This is a genomic window from Glaciimonas sp. OK215 (genome assembly GCF_057787885.1).
The window spans coordinates 3,274,463-3,288,979 of record NZ_CM173544.1 but is presented as its reverse complement, the minus strand read 5'-3'; the positions used below and the strand labels follow the sequence as shown (position 1 = coordinate 3,288,979).

Annotated in this window: 16 protein-coding genes and 2 pseudogenes; 7 read left to right on the top strand and 11 right to left on the bottom strand. The window is 61.4% G+C overall.

Annotated features, from left to right (window positions below; genetic code table 11):
* Nucleotides 1–315: 315 nt before the first annotated feature.
* The 5 genes and pseudogenes from AC3CHX_RS14950 to AC3CHX_RS14930 all read right to left on the bottom strand — a co-directional run.
* Nucleotides 316–636, bottom strand: a complete 321-nt coding sequence (locus AC3CHX_RS14950) for a hypothetical protein (protein WP_488628844.1) — start codon at nucleotides 634–636, stop codon at nucleotides 316–318.
* Nucleotides 633–1,628 carry a tyrosine-type recombinase/integrase gene (locus AC3CHX_RS14945; protein ID WP_488628843.1) on the bottom strand — a complete coding sequence of 332 codons (996 nt, stop codon included), beginning with the start codon at nucleotides 1,626–1,628 and terminating at the stop codon, nucleotides 633–635. The genes AC3CHX_RS14950 and AC3CHX_RS14945 overlap by 4 nt, the downstream gene beginning before the upstream one ends.
* A gap of 74 nt (nucleotides 1,629–1,702) precedes the next feature.
* Nucleotides 1,703–2,572 (bottom strand): tyrosine-type recombinase/integrase, encoded by an 870-nt coding sequence (locus AC3CHX_RS14940; RefSeq protein ID WP_488628842.1) that lies wholly within the window; start codon nucleotides 2,570–2,572, stop codon nucleotides 1,703–1,705.
* Nucleotides 2,572–3,807, bottom strand: a complete 1,236-nt coding sequence (locus AC3CHX_RS14935; protein WP_488628841.1) for a tyrosine-type recombinase/integrase — start codon at nucleotides 3,805–3,807, stop codon at nucleotides 2,572–2,574. Before AC3CHX_RS14935 ends, AC3CHX_RS14940 begins: the two co-directional genes overlap by 1 nt.
* 450 nt (nucleotides 3,808–4,257) lie before the next feature.
* A pseudogene (locus tag AC3CHX_RS14930) lies at nucleotides 4,258–4,488 on the bottom strand (IS91 family transposase); the annotation flags it as partial.
* A gap of 4 nt (nucleotides 4,489–4,492) precedes the next feature.
* Here AC3CHX_RS14930 and AC3CHX_RS14925 point away from each other — a divergent pair.
* Both AC3CHX_RS14925 and AC3CHX_RS14920 read left to right on the top strand, forming a co-directional pair.
* The gene (locus AC3CHX_RS14925) at nucleotides 4,493–4,663 is read left to right on the top strand and encodes a LysR family transcriptional regulator (RefSeq protein ID WP_488628840.1); all 171 of its coding nucleotides are present in this window, start codon (nucleotides 4,493–4,495) and stop codon (nucleotides 4,661–4,663) included.
* On the top strand, nucleotides 4,647–5,321 hold the full coding sequence (locus tag AC3CHX_RS14920; RefSeq protein WP_488628819.1) for a substrate binding domain-containing protein: 675 nt from the start codon (nucleotides 4,647–4,649) through the stop codon (nucleotides 5,319–5,321). The genes AC3CHX_RS14925 and AC3CHX_RS14920 overlap by 17 nt, the downstream gene beginning before the upstream one ends.
* 225 nt (nucleotides 5,322–5,546) lie before the next feature.
* Here the strand turns inward: AC3CHX_RS14920 and AC3CHX_RS14915 are convergent, their stop codons facing one another.
* On the bottom strand, nucleotides 5,547–5,993 hold the full coding sequence (locus AC3CHX_RS14915) for a CoA transferase (protein ID WP_488644830.1): 447 nt from the start codon (nucleotides 5,991–5,993) through the stop codon (nucleotides 5,547–5,549).
* 14 nt (nucleotides 5,994–6,007) lie between these two features.
* On the opposite strand from AC3CHX_RS14915, the gene AC3CHX_RS14910 reads away from it, so the two are divergent.
* Nucleotides 6,008–6,412 carry a CoA transferase gene (locus AC3CHX_RS14910; RefSeq protein WP_488628839.1) on the top strand — a complete coding sequence of 135 codons (405 nt, stop codon included), beginning with the start codon at nucleotides 6,008–6,010 and terminating at the stop codon, nucleotides 6,410–6,412.
* On the opposite strand, the gene AC3CHX_RS14905 is transcribed toward AC3CHX_RS14910, so the two are convergent.
* Both AC3CHX_RS14905 and AC3CHX_RS14900 read right to left on the bottom strand, forming a co-directional pair.
* Complete coding sequence (locus AC3CHX_RS14905) at nucleotides 6,358–6,819, bottom strand: tripartite tricarboxylate transporter substrate-binding protein (protein WP_488628838.1); 462 nt, start codon at nucleotides 6,817–6,819, stop codon at nucleotides 6,358–6,360. The genes AC3CHX_RS14910 and AC3CHX_RS14905 overlap by 55 nt on opposite strands.
* Before the next feature lie 137 nt (nucleotides 6,820–6,956).
* Nucleotides 6,957–7,061: pseudogene (locus AC3CHX_RS14900) on the bottom strand (aldo/keto reductase); the annotation flags it as partial.
* Nucleotides 7,062–7,613: 552 nt separating this feature from the next.
* Here AC3CHX_RS14900 and AC3CHX_RS14895 point away from each other — a divergent pair.
* Nucleotides 7,614–8,168 (top strand): LysR substrate-binding domain-containing protein, encoded by a 555-nt coding sequence (locus tag AC3CHX_RS14895; RefSeq protein WP_488628837.1) that lies wholly within the window; start codon nucleotides 7,614–7,616, stop codon nucleotides 8,166–8,168.
* A gap of 72 nt (nucleotides 8,169–8,240) precedes the next feature.
* Here AC3CHX_RS14895 and AC3CHX_RS14890 read toward each other — a convergent pair whose 3' ends face one another.
* From AC3CHX_RS14890 to AC3CHX_RS14880, 3 genes are all read right to left on the bottom strand, one after another.
* On the bottom strand, nucleotides 8,241–9,164 hold the full coding sequence (locus tag AC3CHX_RS14890; RefSeq protein WP_488628836.1) for a LysR family transcriptional regulator: 924 nt from the start codon (nucleotides 9,162–9,164) through the stop codon (nucleotides 8,241–8,243).
* A 104-nt stretch (nucleotides 9,165–9,268) separates the two neighbouring features.
* Complete coding sequence (locus AC3CHX_RS14885; protein WP_488628835.1) at nucleotides 9,269–10,153, bottom strand: HpcH/HpaI aldolase/citrate lyase family protein; 885 nt, start codon at nucleotides 10,151–10,153, stop codon at nucleotides 9,269–9,271.
* 11 nt (nucleotides 10,154–10,164) lie between these two features.
* Complete coding sequence (locus AC3CHX_RS14880) at nucleotides 10,165–11,334, bottom strand: acyl-CoA dehydrogenase family protein (protein WP_488628834.1); 1,170 nt, start codon at nucleotides 11,332–11,334, stop codon at nucleotides 10,165–10,167.
* 210 nt (nucleotides 11,335–11,544) lie between these two features.
* Here AC3CHX_RS14880 and AC3CHX_RS14875 point away from each other — a divergent pair, with 210 nt between their 5' ends.
* The 3 genes from AC3CHX_RS14875 to AC3CHX_RS14865 are packed head-to-tail and all read left to right on the top strand — an operon-like array spanning nucleotide 11,545 to nucleotide 14,500.
* On the top strand, nucleotides 11,545–12,546 hold the full coding sequence (locus tag AC3CHX_RS14875) for an NADP-dependent oxidoreductase (RefSeq protein ID WP_488628833.1): 1,002 nt from the start codon (nucleotides 11,545–11,547) through the stop codon (nucleotides 12,544–12,546).
* Between the two features lie 15 nt (nucleotides 12,547–12,561).
* On the top strand, nucleotides 12,562–13,428 hold the full coding sequence (locus AC3CHX_RS14870; RefSeq protein ID WP_488628832.1) for an MBL fold metallo-hydrolase: 867 nt from the start codon (nucleotides 12,562–12,564) through the stop codon (nucleotides 13,426–13,428).
* A 19-nt stretch (nucleotides 13,429–13,447) separates the two neighbouring features.
* Nucleotides 13,448–14,500, top strand: a complete 1,053-nt coding sequence (locus AC3CHX_RS14865; protein ID WP_488628831.1) for an alcohol dehydrogenase — start codon at nucleotides 13,448–13,450, stop codon at nucleotides 14,498–14,500.
* Nucleotides 14,501–14,517: the final 17 nt, after the last annotated feature.

Here is a 14,517-nt window from a genome sequence, read left to right as displayed (position 1 = left end):
GTACCCCGTCCGTCTCCGCGCGAGCAACGTCCCCCGAACAACTTCCTGGCAGGAAGAAGCTCTGATTTTTTTAACGAAGTAGGACTACCCAGCTGTCTTTGAATCAAAAGAACGATGGCCAGGGAGTTTTTCCGCAAAACATGGATGGTGTGATGGAAGCGATCAATCAACCAAGTAAAGAGCAAGTCAGAGATTGGCTAAAGCATCGTCGATTCAAAACTGAGCCACCGCCCGGCATTGAACAGATCCGGCGCGAGTTGGGATGGGGATCGGTAACACCTCAATAATCGGTGGCGAGCACCGTCCGCCCGGCGGTTATGCTGCGGCGATGCGCTGTTCGATAATGTGATGCAGGGCCGGAATCTGGTCGCTGCATGAGATCCGGTCGATCAAATAACTCCAGAACGAAATGCCCAACTTTCGGCAGGTTTTCTTCAAGCTGGAGAAGGTGTCGCGGCATTTGCGGCCGAGGTCGCTGCGCGTTCCACCGCTGATCTTTTGTTTGAGGACGTGGCCGCGGATATCGCCTTCGCTGCCGTAATGCCGACTCCCGGATAATGCCGCGTCCCAAGGGATGCGGACACTACTGTCGGGAGGATCCCTGTTTCTGGTCTTCCGATTTGGCGGCATTATCATAGGCCATCGAGGAAGGCGAGCAAAGGGTCGGGGGGCTTATATCGCGATGGTGCGAGGCCGCTCGCATTGGCGTGCGCCAGTGCGCGTTCCTTGAGCTGCATGTCGGCATGCAAGTATATTTGGGTCGTCTCCGACGATTCGTGACCGGGCCAAAGTGCGATCACGCTCAGGTCAACTCCGCGCTGCAACAGACTCATGGCTGCCGCGTGCCTCAGCGTGTGGGGCGTCACGGATTTTTCCTTGATCGATGGGCAGGTCTGACATGCAGTCGCGACATGATGCGAAACGAGCCGCTGAAGTGCATCAGCACTGAGACGACCGCCGCGCGAACTGGGGAAGACGGGATCGTCAGGTTCACCGGGGTGGCGCAGTAGCCATTCCTTCAGGATCGCGATGACGTCCGGCCGCAGTGGCGTACATCGCATTTTCCTGCCTTTGCCGAGACAACGGACGTGAGCGCCGGTGCCGAGCGCAACGTCCTGGCGCCTGAGTGAAGTCAGTTCGCTGTTGCGCAGCCCTGTTTGAACCGCGACAAGAAGCAGTGTTCGATCCCGGTTGCCGATCCATGTTTGTGCATCAGGGGCCGCCACGAGGGCTGCGGCCTCTTCCTCGGTGAGAAACTCGACCGGACCATGCTCACAGCGTTTCGCTGGAATGGCGAGAATGCGCTGACACTGAAGACCCAGCGCCGGCTCGCTGAGCGCGACGAACCGAAAGAAGGCGTGCACTGCGGCCAGGCGGGTGTTTCTTGTCCGCACGGAGTTGCCTCTGCTCTGTTCAAGGTGTCGAAGGAATTTCTCCATGAAGGACGCGTCGAGCTCTTCGATCCGCAATGTTGAGGGCGCGCGCCCAAATTGCTGGGTGGCGAAACCCAGCAGCAACCGGAACGTGTCGCGGTAGCTCGCCACCGTGTGCGCACTGAGACCTTGCTGCTCGAGCAAGCGCTGCGTAAAGAAGTGCTGGACGAGTGATGGAAATCCGGCGGCGTTCATGGCAGTTCTCCGCGCCGATCCTTGCCAAGGTATTTGGCCGCATGCTGGAGAAGCTCGGGGACAGCTTCGATGTATCAATAGGTGAGGCCGACATCGGCGTGCCCGAGGTAGGTGGAAAGCTTCGGCAATTCCCGCGTCACGTCCAGCCCGGCTCGATACCATTCGACAAGCCTCCCCGTCGCAAAGCTATGCCTGAAGTCCTGAAGGCGCGGTCCGCGACCATCGCGCCCGTGCTCCGTCGCTGCCCGCAGGCCGGTGGCGCGGGACATTCTTGCAAACATGCGACGGGCGGAGCAAGCAATCAACCTCATGCCGCGTTCGCTGATGAGGAATGCCTCACTCAATCTTTGTGAACAGAGCCGGTCGCGGTCTTGTGCATAACGCTCAAGCGCCGCGCGGGTCGATTCTTCAATCGGAATAAAGCGCGATTTGCCGAACTTCGATTCCCGGATCGATAGTATCCCGTTCACGAGATCGACGTCAGACCGGTCAAGACCAATGGCTTCGCCTGGCCTGAGGCCAGTCGCCACCAGCAGCCCGATCAGCGTCGAATACGTCAACGCCCGCATTCCTGTACGCGAACGCAACCGGGCGGCTTGGGCCATGAGAAGGTCAATTTCCTGCTCGGTATAGATGTGCGGAGAATTGCGTCGCCGACGGGCATCTAGGAGCAGCTTGGGCGGAATCTCATTCCGGATATCGGCGGCGTTGAGCCATCTGGCGAATCCTCTCACTTGTGAGAGGCGCCGTCCCCATGTAGCACGTTGAACAAGTCTGGGTTCCATCGCCCAGCGCAGGGCCAGACCAGTGGTGATGAACTCGGCTCCCTCGCGTTCGAGAAGATCAACAAAGTGATGAAGTGCCGACGCATGTTCATGGAACTTCGCGCCAAGGGCACGACGAACTGCCACGTACTGAACCAGAGAGTCGCGAATCGCGCCCATCACACACCTCCCGTCGTTGGCCAGGCCCTTGCCACGCCACGCAGGTCCTCGAAAGCGACCTTCGCGTAAACCGCAGTGCTGTCTTGTGAGCGATGGCGCAAGACTTCAGCGATCTCCGCCATGGATGCGCCGTGACGAATCATCGTCGTCGCCAAACCGTGACGGAACAGATGTGCGGCACCCCGGCATGCGGGACGGAACCCCGCACGGGCGAAGGCCAAGCGGACTATACAAGTAATCGCCGACGGCCCCGTAAAGCCAATGCGCGGCGCCCACATTCGCAAAAAAACGCGACGGGATGCGCTTGCGCCACGATCCTCGTGAAGGTAGGTCTCCAGCGCCTCGCCAACGTCGGATGGCAGCGGTAGATGCTCGACCACTCGGCCCTTGCCATGGACAACGAGTTCCCCCGAACGCCAGCGGATGTCACCAAGTTCGAGTGACGAGATTTCGTTCGCACGCAAGCCGAGTCGCGCCAACAGCATCAAGATTGCATAGTCACGGCGCCCGCACGGCGTCGACCGGTCCGTAGATGCGAGGATGGTTTCTTCCTGTTCTGGCGTAAGGAACGCTGGCAAGGATGACTGCCGCCACGTTCTGACCGTGGGCACCGAGTCAGACAAGTCGCGCGACGTATATCCACGCAGAAAGAGGAAGTGGAAAAACGAGCGGAGCGCCACCGCCATGAGCCGCGTGTACTCGCCCGACCGGCCATTGCTGCGGGCAAGAAGATGGTTTCGGATCGTCATGGCGTCGAACGCGTCAGACAATACACAGCCGTCACCGCCATTCTGGCTGTCGAGGAAAGCACGAACGAACGGTGCGTAGACGAGCACCGATTTCTCCGCAAGGCCACGATCCTGCCGCAGGTAGTCCACGTAACAGCGGTTGATGTGGTCAATAGCTGATTCGTTGTCCAGTGCCGGCAAACGCACTATGGCTTCGCCCCGTAGATAGACAAGTAGCAGCCGCAGCACTGCAAGCTCGAACTGAACACGGTCCGCTGGTACGTCAGTTAAGCGCTTCACGAAGTCGGCAATAACGGATTCATCAAGGTGGGTCACGGCGATGTTCTGGTTCTTCATCCACCGCGCGAAGGCGGTCAAGATCCATCGCTTCTTGGCCAGTGTCCGTTCGGCGTAGCGCGCAGTCCGCAGATGTTCGAGGAATGCTTCAATGTGACGGACCGGCAGGCCCTCGGAAATGCCGGCTTCGATTGAATTTGTCGCCTTCATGTGATTTCTCCTTGGCCGGCGTGATTACCAGCCTGAGGAAATCATACGGATTATGCCGACTCGGCAATCATAAGAGGCACGGCAGATCGCAGAGGGTTTTTAGGCTGGCGGACGCGGCGCACCGAGGTTGGCAAGTGGCTGGAAAGCTGTTTCCGCGGCCGGTAGGCTAAAGACCTGTTGGACTGAGCCGCTTCTCCGGCCGTTGCTATGGGGATTGAATCAAGGTGGTAGCGGCATGACACGGCGGATGCGGCGCTAAAAGCGTATTCGATCGATGCTCGGTGAGTAGTTTTGCCAGGAAGCAGCCTACAGTATCCGGCTCAGCAAGCTGTTCGGCTGTGCATCCAGGGGTTGGCAATGCAATGGGTGCGAGGTGACTTGGCTCAGGCCTTCGTCTGGCCAAGCGGGTTCGGGTTAAACAGGCAGCAAAGTGAACAGCGCATCCCGCCATCATGCATGCTCCAGTTTCGGCGGGGCACGTGGCAGCGCTCCAGGCAAAAAAGTTTCAATGCACACCATGTGGCCACGGCCGCAGTGCGGGCAACTACGCAACGATTTGCCGGTGAGTTGCTCGTAGCGGTCGCGATAGTCTTGTCCGTTAGTTGGACTGGCCGGAACGGGTGTCGCTGGGTTGGTCGCGACTGTTGAAGCGGCAAGTTTTGCGCAGGCAGCACAACGGCTTGGCATGACGCCATCCGGGGTCGGCAAGGCCGTCAGCCGTCTGGAAAGTCGATTAGGGCTACGCCTGCTGAGACGCAGCACGCGCCGCCTGATAGTTGCCGAAGAGGGGGGCAGAGTGCTACGAGAAGTTTCGGCAGTTCCTGTTCGACCTGGAGGAGATGGAGACGATAGGTGAGCCGAACAAACCCTTGCAGGGCAGATTACGGCTACATCTGCCTCCGGCGCTCGCGCGCGTGCTCATCATGCCTGCTCTGCCATCCTTCTATAAAAGTCATCCCGGCATGACTTTACACATCACCTTGCGAAACGACTTAATTGATCTGATGGAAGAAGGCGTAGACCTCACGGTGCGGGTTGGAAGTGTCAACGGTGCCAACATCATCTCGCGTCACGTAGGTGTCACGCGTTTCATTACGGGCTGCTCACCCGATTATGCACATTCCTCGGGTACTCCTATGCAGCCTGAGGAATTACTGCAGCATAATTGTCTGTGCTTCTTTTCGCGCCAGACAGGTCGGACTCGCAAATGGGTATTTACGCAGGACGGAGGCCCGCTCGAATTGGCGGTGACAGGAAACTTGACTCTCAATAATACAGATGCGTTGATCGAGGCCGCGATTGGCGGTATCGGTATTGTGCAGGTGCCTTACTATGCTGCAGAATCGGCGCTGCGCAATGGCAAGCTCATTAGCATTCTTGAGCCCTTCACGGTTGCGGAGCAAGAAGTGAGTGCAATTTATTCCGTAGCCCAGCGCTCCTCGCTCAAAATTAAGGCTTTCGTCGATTTTCTTCGTGACGTTTTAAAGCCAAATCAGCGTTCGCGCACTGAGTGACTCTGATGCGTTGGTGGCGATGGCTCCGAATCCCAACGCCGAGCTGCGCGCTGGGAAGGTGCGGTCGGCCCGCAGCCTTCGCGCGTAAGCGCAAACAGTCCAGGAGACGGTCCGCGCCCATTGTTTATCGCCGGAAATCTGATGTGGCCAGATCAATGGCCTCTCTGATATACGATAGCCATATTGTCAGGATGACCAGGCAGCCCCGGGTTGGCCGGCGTCGCGCTAGGCGATGAGCTCGTTCATCATCTCCTCCGAATAGCGGATGATGGGACGCAGCCGCTTCAGCTTGCCCAGCGGGGTCTGGACCTCGATGATCCACTGCGCGATCTCCGCCAGCTCTTCGGCGCCGGCGTCGGCGTCGGCGGTGGCGATGTCGTGCATGCCCATGGAGACCAGCCATTCCTCGCAGCGCCCCAGCGATACGTTGACCGCATAGCTGCCGCCCTCCTCGTGACGGCGCTTCAGTGCCACCAAGACGCCGAAGGTCATGAGGTAACCGCCGATGTAATCCAGCGCGGACACCGGCGTGAACTGTGGTTCCTTGCCGCGGCCGGAGGTGTAAGCCATGCCCGAGGCCGACTGCACCACGGTGTTGAAGCCGCGGCGAATTTTCCAGGCGCCGGTGTGGCCGAAGGCATTCAGGCTGGCGTAGACGATGCCCGGATGGATGGCCGAAGCCCAGCTTGGCCAGCGCGCCAGGGCGATACGCCTGGCTGAGCACGTCGCAGCCCTTCATCAACTCGTTGAATTGCGCCTTGCCTTCGGATGTAGAAATAGAAGAGTGGCGTGCACTGGCGAACACACCCGCGCTGGCGGCCGAGCCGCTGGTGGACATCAAGAAGATAGGTGACAGCGCGCCTGTGCCGCTGCCCAAGGGCGGAGAGCGTCCGCTGTCCGGCTTGAAGGTGCTCGACCTCACGCGCGTGCTGGCCGGACCCACGTGCGCGCGCCTGCTCGCCGAGAGCGGGGCAGACGTGCTCAAGATCACCTGCGAACGCCATCCGGACTCAGCCGCGCTGGAGTGGGACACCGGCTACCGCAAGCGCAATGCTACGCTCTTGACCGTGCTCACGCCCATGCCTGGATAGGCAACCAGGATGATGGGCGTGGAGCCCACCTGGGTCACGCCGGTTAAGTCCTTCAGTGTGTTGTAGGGCAGGTCCTTGCCGAACAGACTGGGGTTCACTGAATGGGTAGAGGAGACCATAAGCAGGGTGTAGCCGTCCGGCGCCGCCTTGGCTGCGGCCAGCGTTCCGATGATGCTGCCGCCGCCAGGGCGGTTGTCGATAATGAAAGGTTGGCCCAAGTTCCTGGCCAGGCCTTCCGCGACGATGCGCGTCAGTATGTCCGCGTTACCCCCCGGTGCCGAGGCGGTGATGATGCGCACGGGCCTGGTCGGATATTTCTGCGCCCGTGCCGAGGTGACGATCGCCGCAAAGGCGAACGCTGAGAAAAGGATGTTCCTGAGGGAAACTACTGGAATGTATTGCTCCATGGGAATGCCTTGCGCCTGACGGCGGTCTTGGTGAATTTCGTGATGTGTTCAGCGCGGGACGGGACCGGCGCTATTCGGGCTTCACTCCGGCTGCCTTGACTATTCCAAGCTCGACTGCTGACCGTTTCGGGTTTATCGCTGCCCTTTTTTGGTAGAGGCCCGTACGCATAGCTCAGACCCATGCAGCCGAGTCCGATTCCAGAGGCCTCTAAGCCAATTGCACCCAGTTTGCGAGTCAACACTACGTCCTTTTTTCAACTATTGATCCGACCCTATGAAGTCATCAGTTAATCCAGTCCGCCACACAGCATTTTCCAGCAAGCGACTGATGAATGAGAGCAAAAGATCAACAACTTGCGTTTCAGATCGCCAGGTGGAAAGACTCAGGGCCATGTCCGAATTGAGTGCCTCGTCCAGTGCCGCTTGTTGAGCCCTGCGTCGTTGTTCGCCTTTTTCCCTGATGTGCCGCGCGAGATCTTAAAAAATTTACGCAGAGCCTGAAATGCCTCGATCTGCGACGGTACGCCGGAAGTTTTTTTGTAGACAGCTGCCTTGGGTTGACGCCGGGCAGCAACTTGATGGCCCATTAGGCTTCCTTCAGACCAGCGGTCCGACGCTGGGCCACAGAATTCGCCAATCGCTACCGCGTAAGAGCAGCCCAGCCCCGCCCCGCTGGCCGGCCTGCTGCGGGCCCTGCAGACAGCCCGCAGAGCCAAGGATGTGATCGTCGGGCCGCTGCGTGTCGTCGGACCGTGCTCCACCTTCATCCCCGTGCTGTGGCCGGTGCTGGACGAGTGCAGCTCGACGACCGCATCGGCAACTGGGTGGAGGACCGCGTGGACGTGGGTTTTCGCATCGGCCGCTCGGTGAAGGAGGGCGTCATCGCGCGTCGACCGTTCACGCTGCAACTCATCATCTGCGCCTCGCCGGAGTACATCGCAAAGCATGGCGCGCCGGACAGCCTGGACGCATTGGGAGCACATCGCTGGAGCGTCTTTCGCCACCCGGCCAACGGCAAGGTGCTGACCTGGTACCTTAAGGTAGGCGACGACTTGGTGCTGCGCGAGATGCCGGGTGCGTGTTGCACCAACGACGAGCAGCTGGAGATAGAAGCCGTGTTCGCTGGCCACGTGATCGGCCTGTTGACCGACGTCACCGCCACGGCGCATGTGACACGACCACCTGGGGGTGTATGTGTATTACGGCGCCGGACCTCGCAGCCCGTGCGTGCAGGCACCTTCATCGACCTGGCCATCGAACGGCTTGCCTGCAATCCGGCGTACTTCCTGACGGCGAAGGAACTAGCGGCGGCGGAGGCCAAGGGGCGTAAGGCGCTCAAGCGGCGCTGAACGCCGCCTTTCATTCGCTCATGTGATAGGTGCGTCTACCCGAAGGGTCCAATTGAGGCGCCGCCATCGCGCTCAGCGGATGGGCCTTGCGCCGGACGGTTTGGTCATCCTCATGTCCGGCCAGACCATGCTGGCCGCATCAACAAATGCCTTGATGAGCGGATCTTCCTTGCGACTCGTCTGGTGTGCGATCGACAGCGCATATTCGACTCTTGCGAGAGGAGAGGCGGCCAGCGTGCCATCGCGCAGGCCCCGCTCCAGGTGCTCCTCACGGAGCAACATCAGCCCCACGCCTGCCTGAAGCATCGCACGCCCCATGGCCGCATTGTCGAAGTAAACCGCAGCATTGAGTGTCAGCCCTCGCCGCTCAAACAGGTTCGCGAGCATGCTGGAATAGGCGGAACTGATGCTTTTCGCCGCAATCCAGGGCATTTGCGCCAGATCGGCCCAGTCGGCTTTCTCCAGACGCTCGCGCCAGGCCGCAGGCCCCGCCACGTGGAAATACACCTTGGTCAGCTCATAAAAAGTGTAGCTGGCGTCCACCGGGCCGCCCAGCATCACACAGATATCGAGTTCGCCACTGCGAAGGCCTTGCCACGCGCCCTCGGATGGCCGGGCGCGAAGGTCAATCGTGACGAGAGGGTGCGCCGTACGCAACTGCGCGATGATCTCGCCTATCCGGCTGTCCGGCTCTGGGCTGGTGCCCACGATGAGCGAACCTTCTATCTTCCCGCGCATTTCCCGCGCGGAAGAGCTGAACTGAGCTGCCTCGCTCAACAGCCGCTTGGCCTGGGACAGAAGGATCTGGCCCGGTTTGGTCAGTTCCAGGCTGCGATTGGTGCGAATGAAGAGCTGGGTGTCCAGGCTTGATTCGACGGCGCGCACATGTGCGCTCGCCGCTGACTGGCTGATGTGGAGCCTTTCTGCCGCGCGGGTCAGGTGCTGCTCTTCCGCCACCGCCACGAATGTCCGCAATTGCACGAGATCGATTAGCATGCCTTGTCTCCTTGTTCCGCGCCTTGGTGTCGGAATGCTCCATGTTACCGCTGTGCGCGGCTTTGGCTGCTTTTGGCGGCAGGGATCCGTGCAATCCTGTCAAATCATCGCGCGTAGAGGCCATGCAGGTGGAGCGTGCGACGTGCGCGCTTGAGGTGCGGGATGTCGAACATCTTGCCGTCGATGCCCACGGTGCCAACGCCCTCGGCCTTGTTGAAAGCCGCGACGATCTGGCGCGCCATTTCAACTTCTTCAGCAGAAGGCGCGAACGATTCATTGATGGGCGCGACCTGGTCAGGATGGATGGCGGCGCGCCCGGTAAAGCCTTCCTGCGCTGCCGCGCGGGAAGTGGCACGAAGACCTTCCGTGTCGCGGTAGTCGATGTGAACGGTCTCAATAGCCTGCACGCCCGCGGCCTTCGCCGCCAGCAATACCGCCGAACGGGTCCAGCGGTAGGTGAGTGCCCATTGGCCGGTGCTGTCCACGTTGGTGGATGCCCCAATGACGGCGCTCAGGTCTTCAGCTCCCCAGTTCAGCGCGACAAGGCGCGGCAACTTTGCCTTGGCGAATTCAGCGAGGCGCAACACGGCGGCAGGGGTCTCAGTCGCCACCGCGCAAATCTTTGTCTGCCCGGACGTAACGCAGTCGCGCACTTCCAGAGCGTCCAGGATGTGGCTGAGGCGCTCCACGTCCTCGGGCCCGTCGATCTTGGGCAAAACGATGCCATCCGGGCCGCCGCCCATCACGGCGGCGAGATCCACCAGCGCCGAGTCGTCGAACGCGTTGATGCGCACCCACAGCTGCACGCTGCGCTCGCCAATCGGCCTTTGATCCAGGAACTCCCGCACGCTCCTGCGGGCCGCGGGCCGGTTGTTGGGAGCGACGGAGTCCTCCAGATCGAGCACTACGGCATCAGCGCCGCAGGCATCGACCTTGCCGAGCTTCTTGTCGTTGTCCCCGGGGACGTAGAGCATGGAACGGATGTACATATGGATTTCTCTTAATATGATTTCGGCAGGTCCAGGACCTTCTCGCCGATGAAGTTGAGGATCATCTGGTCGGTGATGGGGCCGATGCGGCAGACCAACACCTCGCGCAGCAGGCGCTCGACGACAAACTCCTTTGCATACCCCATGCCGCCCATCGTCAGGACAGCTCGCTGGCACGCCTGGTAGCCGGCGCGGGAGCCGAGCAGCTTGGCGCTGTTTGCTTCGGCTCCGCAGGGCAGGCCGGCGTCGTACAGGTCGGCGGCGCGCTCCACCATCAGAAGCGCGGCCTCGAGTTCGATCCAGCTTTCCGCCAGGGGGTGCTGGATGCCCTGGTTCTTGCCAATGGGGCGGCCGAATACGACACGCTCGCGGGCGTAGCGGGCAGCGCGTTTGAGCGCGTCCTGCCCAATGCCGATGGCCTCCGCAGCGACCAGCACGCGTTCGGGATTGAGGCCGTCGAGCAGGTAGTGGAAGCCCTTGCCTTCTTCGCCGATGCGGTGCGCTTCGGGAATGAAGTAGTCGTCGATGAAGAGCGCGTTGGAGTCGACCGCTGCCCGGCCGTGCTTGGGGATGCGCCGCACTTCGATCTTCGTGCGGTCAAGGTCCGTGTAGAAGAGGGTCATGCCCTCCGTGGACTTGCCCTTGCCTTTTTCGGGCTTGGGTGACGTGCGCGCGAGCAGGAGAATCTTGTGGGCGACCTGGGCCGTGGAGATCCACATCTTGCGGCCGGTGACGCTGTAGCCGCCTTCCACCTTCTTCGCGAAGGTCTTGATGCTGGTCGTGTCCAGGCCTGCGTCGGGCTCCGTCACGCCGAAGCAGACCTGGTCCTTGCCGGCCAGCAGGCGCGGAATCCACTCGTCCTTCTGCGCCTTGGTGCCGTGGACCAGCACCGGGTGCGGGCCGAACATGTTCAGGTGAACTGAGGAACAGGCGGCCATGCCGCCGCCGTTGGCGGCAACAGTGTGCATAACAAGCGCAGCTTCCTTGATGGCGAGACCGGCGCCGCCATATTCCTCTGGTATTGTCACGCCGAGCCAGCCGTCGTCAGCCATGGCGCGATGGAATTCTGTCGGGAAGCGCTCATGCTCTTCGCATTGCGCCCAGTACTCGTCGTCAAAACGGCGGCAGACCGCGGCGACGCCGTCGACGATGGCGCGCTGCTCTCCGGTGAGATTGAACATAGTTGATTTCCTCGATGGTTTCGAAGGAATGTATGCCATGTGTCAATCGTTAGCCAACGCGATTTTGCGATGCCGGTGTGCACGTTTCCTAATGAAAGCTCGTGTGCGGGATTGCTGATGACGGGCAGTTGAAGATCGAGGCGCCAAATGGTTGACGTTTGAACTGCGGGCGTCTAACCTCCCTCTCATCAACATAAAGGACCTCGCGAAATGAAGAACCGCCGTTGGCTTCTAGCCACGTACCCGAAGCACGAAGCCGACGCAAACACCTGGGTGATCGGGGAGTGCGACGTTCCAAAGCCAGGCCCCGGGCAGATCCTGGTGCGCACGCGCTGGCTGTCGGTCGATCCTTACATGCGTGGCCGCCTGAACGCGGGTGCCATGAAAGTAGGCGACCTCATGCAGGGCGGGGGCGTCGGCGAGGTACTTGAGTCCAATCACGCCGGCTGGCGTGCCGGCGACGTCGCCGAAGGGCTTGAAGTGGGCTGGCAGGAATATGCCGTGCTGACGCCGGATCTTCCCGGGCCTGCCAGGTTGAATAAGGTCGATACCGCCATCGCGCCCATGCAATCGGGATTGTCGTGGCTCGGCATGCCTGGCCTGACCGCGTACTTCGCCATGCTTGAACTGGCACGGCCTCAGCCAGGCGATGCCGTGGTGGTTTCGGCCGCCGCGGGTGCAGTGGGCCAGATCGCCGGACAGATTGCAAAGCTGGCCGGCGCGCGCGTAGTCGGCATCGCGGGCTCGGACGCCAAGCTCGACTGGTGCCGGGCGATCGGCTTTGACGAGGTGATCAACTACCGCGCTGAAACCGACCTGGCCGCAGCCGTGGCACGAAGCTGCCCGCAAGGTGTCAATGTCTTCTTCGACGGCACAGGCGGCGCGGTGCACGACGCCGTGCTGGCGAATCTCGGACTGCACGCCAGGGTGGCCGTCGTTGGCAAGATAGCCGTGGCCAACAAGCTTGCCGGCGAAGACGTCGGCCTGCGCGCCAGCTCCAAACTCATCGCCACTCGCGCGACCTTGCAAGGCTTCGTGGTCTACGACTGGTGGCACCGGCGCGACGAGGCACTGCGCCGCCTGGCCGTCTGGCACAAGGCCGGCTCGCTGAAGTTCCGCGAGGACGTCGCGAAGGGCTTCGAGAACGTTCCGCATGCTTACGTGCGGATGATGCGCGGCGAGAACCTCGGCAAGCAGCTTGTCGAATTCTGAACATTGGAGCTCACCATGCCCCTGAACTTCTCCGTAGGCGACATGACGGTTCACCGTATCGTTGAGCTTGATGCGCCTTTCCTGCCCGCCCGCGAGATGCTGTCTGCGCTCACCCCTGAGCTGCTGGACGAGAACCGGCACTGGCTGCAGCCGCACTCGCTGGACGAGAACGATGTGTTCAAGCTGTGCTACCAGGCCTACGTCGTGCGAACACCTCATCACAACATCCTGGTCGATACCTGCCTGGGAAACCACAAATCGCGCTCCCGGCCCGAATGGCACATGAAGACCGACGACACGTACATGCGTGCGCTGGCAGCGGCCGGGTTGCGCCTGGAGGACATCGACTACGTGATGTGCACGCACTTGCACGGTGACCACGTCGGCTGGAATACACAGAACGTCAACGGCGAATGGGTGCCCACGTTTCCGAAGGCGCGCTATGTCTTCAGCCAGCGGGAGATCGCGTCCACGCAGGCACTGGACGCGACGTCACCCAACGCGGCGTACCAGGACAGCGTGCTGCCCGTGATCCGCAAGGGCCGTGCGGAGCTGGTCGGGGACGACTACGCGTTGGGCGATCACGTGCGGCTGCTGCCAACGCCCGGCCACACCGTCGGCCATGTGTCCTTCTGCTTCGGCAAGAAGCAGGACGAACTCGTCATGACGGGTGACCTGATCCACGTGCCACTGCAGATGCGCTACCCGGAACTGAATTTTGCGCGAGACAAGGACCCCCAGCTGGCGGCCTTGACGCGTCGCGGCTTCCTGGAGCGCTACTGCGATACAGCCACGCTGTGTTGCACGGCTCATTTCCCGTCACCGTCCGTCGGCCGCATCAGCCGCTGGGGCGACGGCTACCGGCTCAACTACGCCGACTGATTTTATTGAAAGAGGAAAAATGCGCGCTTATGCGGTGAATTGTTTTTGCGAGCCTCTCGTGGCAGTGGAGAGTACCGATCCTCAGCCCAGGGGTACCGAAGTGGTGGTCGAGGTTACGCGTTGCGGCGTCTGCCACACTGACCTGCACATCCAGGATGGCTACTACGACCTTGGCGGCGGCAAGCGGTTCAATCTGGAGGACAGGGGGATCAAGCCGCCCGTCGTGATGGGTCACGAGGTGCTCGGCCGCCTAGCGGCGAAGGGCCCGGACGCGCCCATCGCCGACGCGGACATTGGCAAGACGTATCTTGTCTATCCCTGGCTCGGATGCGGCCAGTGCGAAGCGTGCCGGCGCGACGAGGAAAACCTCTGCGCCAAACCTGCTTCCATCGGCGTGTTCCGCCCGGGCGGCTATGCCGACAAGTGCCTCGTGCCGCATCCGAAGTACCTGGTTGACGTCACGGGGATTGACCCGACCATCGCCGCCACGTACGCATGTTCCGGCATCACGGCTTACAGCGCGCTGCGAAAGCTCCACATTGATGGGGAAAAAGACCTGTTGCTGCTGATGGGTTTCGGCGGCGTGGGCATGAGCGGCTTGCAGGTCGCTCAGGGGCTGGGCTTCTGCAAGATCGCCGTGGCCGAAATCGATCCCGCCAAGCGTGAACTGGCGCTGCGCAGCGGAGCGACGCTGGCGATTGACCCGCGCGACGAGGGGGCTGCCGGCCTGCTGGCTCAGGCTGGCGGTGTAGCCGCAGCCGTGGACTTCGTGGGCGCGAAGGCAACGGCCGAATTCGCCATCGCCGCGCTGAAGAAGGGTGGCGCCTACGTCGCGGTGGGGCTGTTTGGCGGCGACCTGACGATATCGCTTCCGCCGTTGGTGCAGCGCGCCATCACGATTCGCGGCTCCTATGTCGGCAACCTCAAGGAGCTCAAGGAACTGATCGCGCTGGTGAAGGCCGGAAAGATCCAGCCGCTGCCGGTGGAGACCCTCGAATTCGCCGCCGTCAACGACGCGCTCGCGCGCCTGCGCGCCGGCAAGGTGCAGGGCCGCCTCGTGCTGGCCCGCTGAACCCAAGAGAAGGAAAT

What these genes read in the sequence shown, in the direction of transcription:
- AC3CHX_RS14950 (WP_488628844.1), bottom strand. Translation starts at nt 636, where the DNA reads ATGATAATGCCGCCAAATCGGAAGACCAGAAACAGGGATCCTCCCGAC.
- AC3CHX_RS14945 (WP_488628843.1), bottom strand. Translation starts at nt 1,628, where the DNA reads ATGAACGCCGCCGGATTTCCATCACTCGTCCAGCACTTCTTTACGCAG.
- AC3CHX_RS14940 (WP_488628842.1), bottom strand. Translation starts at nt 2,572, where the DNA reads ATGGGCGCGATTCGCGACTCTCTGGTTCAGTACGTGGCAGTTCGTCGT.
- AC3CHX_RS14935 (WP_488628841.1), bottom strand. Translation starts at nt 3,807, where the DNA reads ATGAAGGCGACAAATTCAATCGAAGCCGGCATTTCCGAGGGCCTGCCG.
- AC3CHX_RS14925 (WP_488628840.1), top strand. Translation starts at nt 4,493, where the DNA reads ATGACGCCATCCGGGGTCGGCAAGGCCGTCAGCCGTCTGGAAAGTCGA.
- AC3CHX_RS14920 (WP_488628819.1), top strand. Translation starts at nt 4,647, where the DNA reads ATGGAGACGATAGGTGAGCCGAACAAACCCTTGCAGGGCAGATTACGG.
- AC3CHX_RS14905 (WP_488628838.1), bottom strand. Translation starts at nt 6,819, where the DNA reads ATGGAGCAATACATTCCAGTAGTTTCCCTCAGGAACATCCTTTTCTCA.
- AC3CHX_RS14890 (WP_488628836.1), bottom strand. Translation starts at nt 9,164, where the DNA reads ATGCTAATCGATCTCGTGCAATTGCGGACATTCGTGGCGGTGGCGGAA.
- AC3CHX_RS14885 (WP_488628835.1), bottom strand. Translation starts at nt 10,153, where the DNA reads ATGTACATCCGTTCCATGCTCTACGTCCCCGGGGACAACGACAAGAAG.
- AC3CHX_RS14880 (WP_488628834.1), bottom strand. Translation starts at nt 11,334, where the DNA reads ATGTTCAATCTCACCGGAGAGCAGCGCGCCATCGTCGACGGCGTCGCC.
- AC3CHX_RS14875 (WP_488628833.1), top strand. Translation starts at nt 11,545, where the DNA reads ATGAAGAACCGCCGTTGGCTTCTAGCCACGTACCCGAAGCACGAAGCC.
- AC3CHX_RS14870 (WP_488628832.1), top strand. Translation starts at nt 12,562, where the DNA reads ATGCCCCTGAACTTCTCCGTAGGCGACATGACGGTTCACCGTATCGTT.
- AC3CHX_RS14865 (WP_488628831.1), top strand. Translation starts at nt 13,448, where the DNA reads ATGCGCGCTTATGCGGTGAATTGTTTTTGCGAGCCTCTCGTGGCAGTG.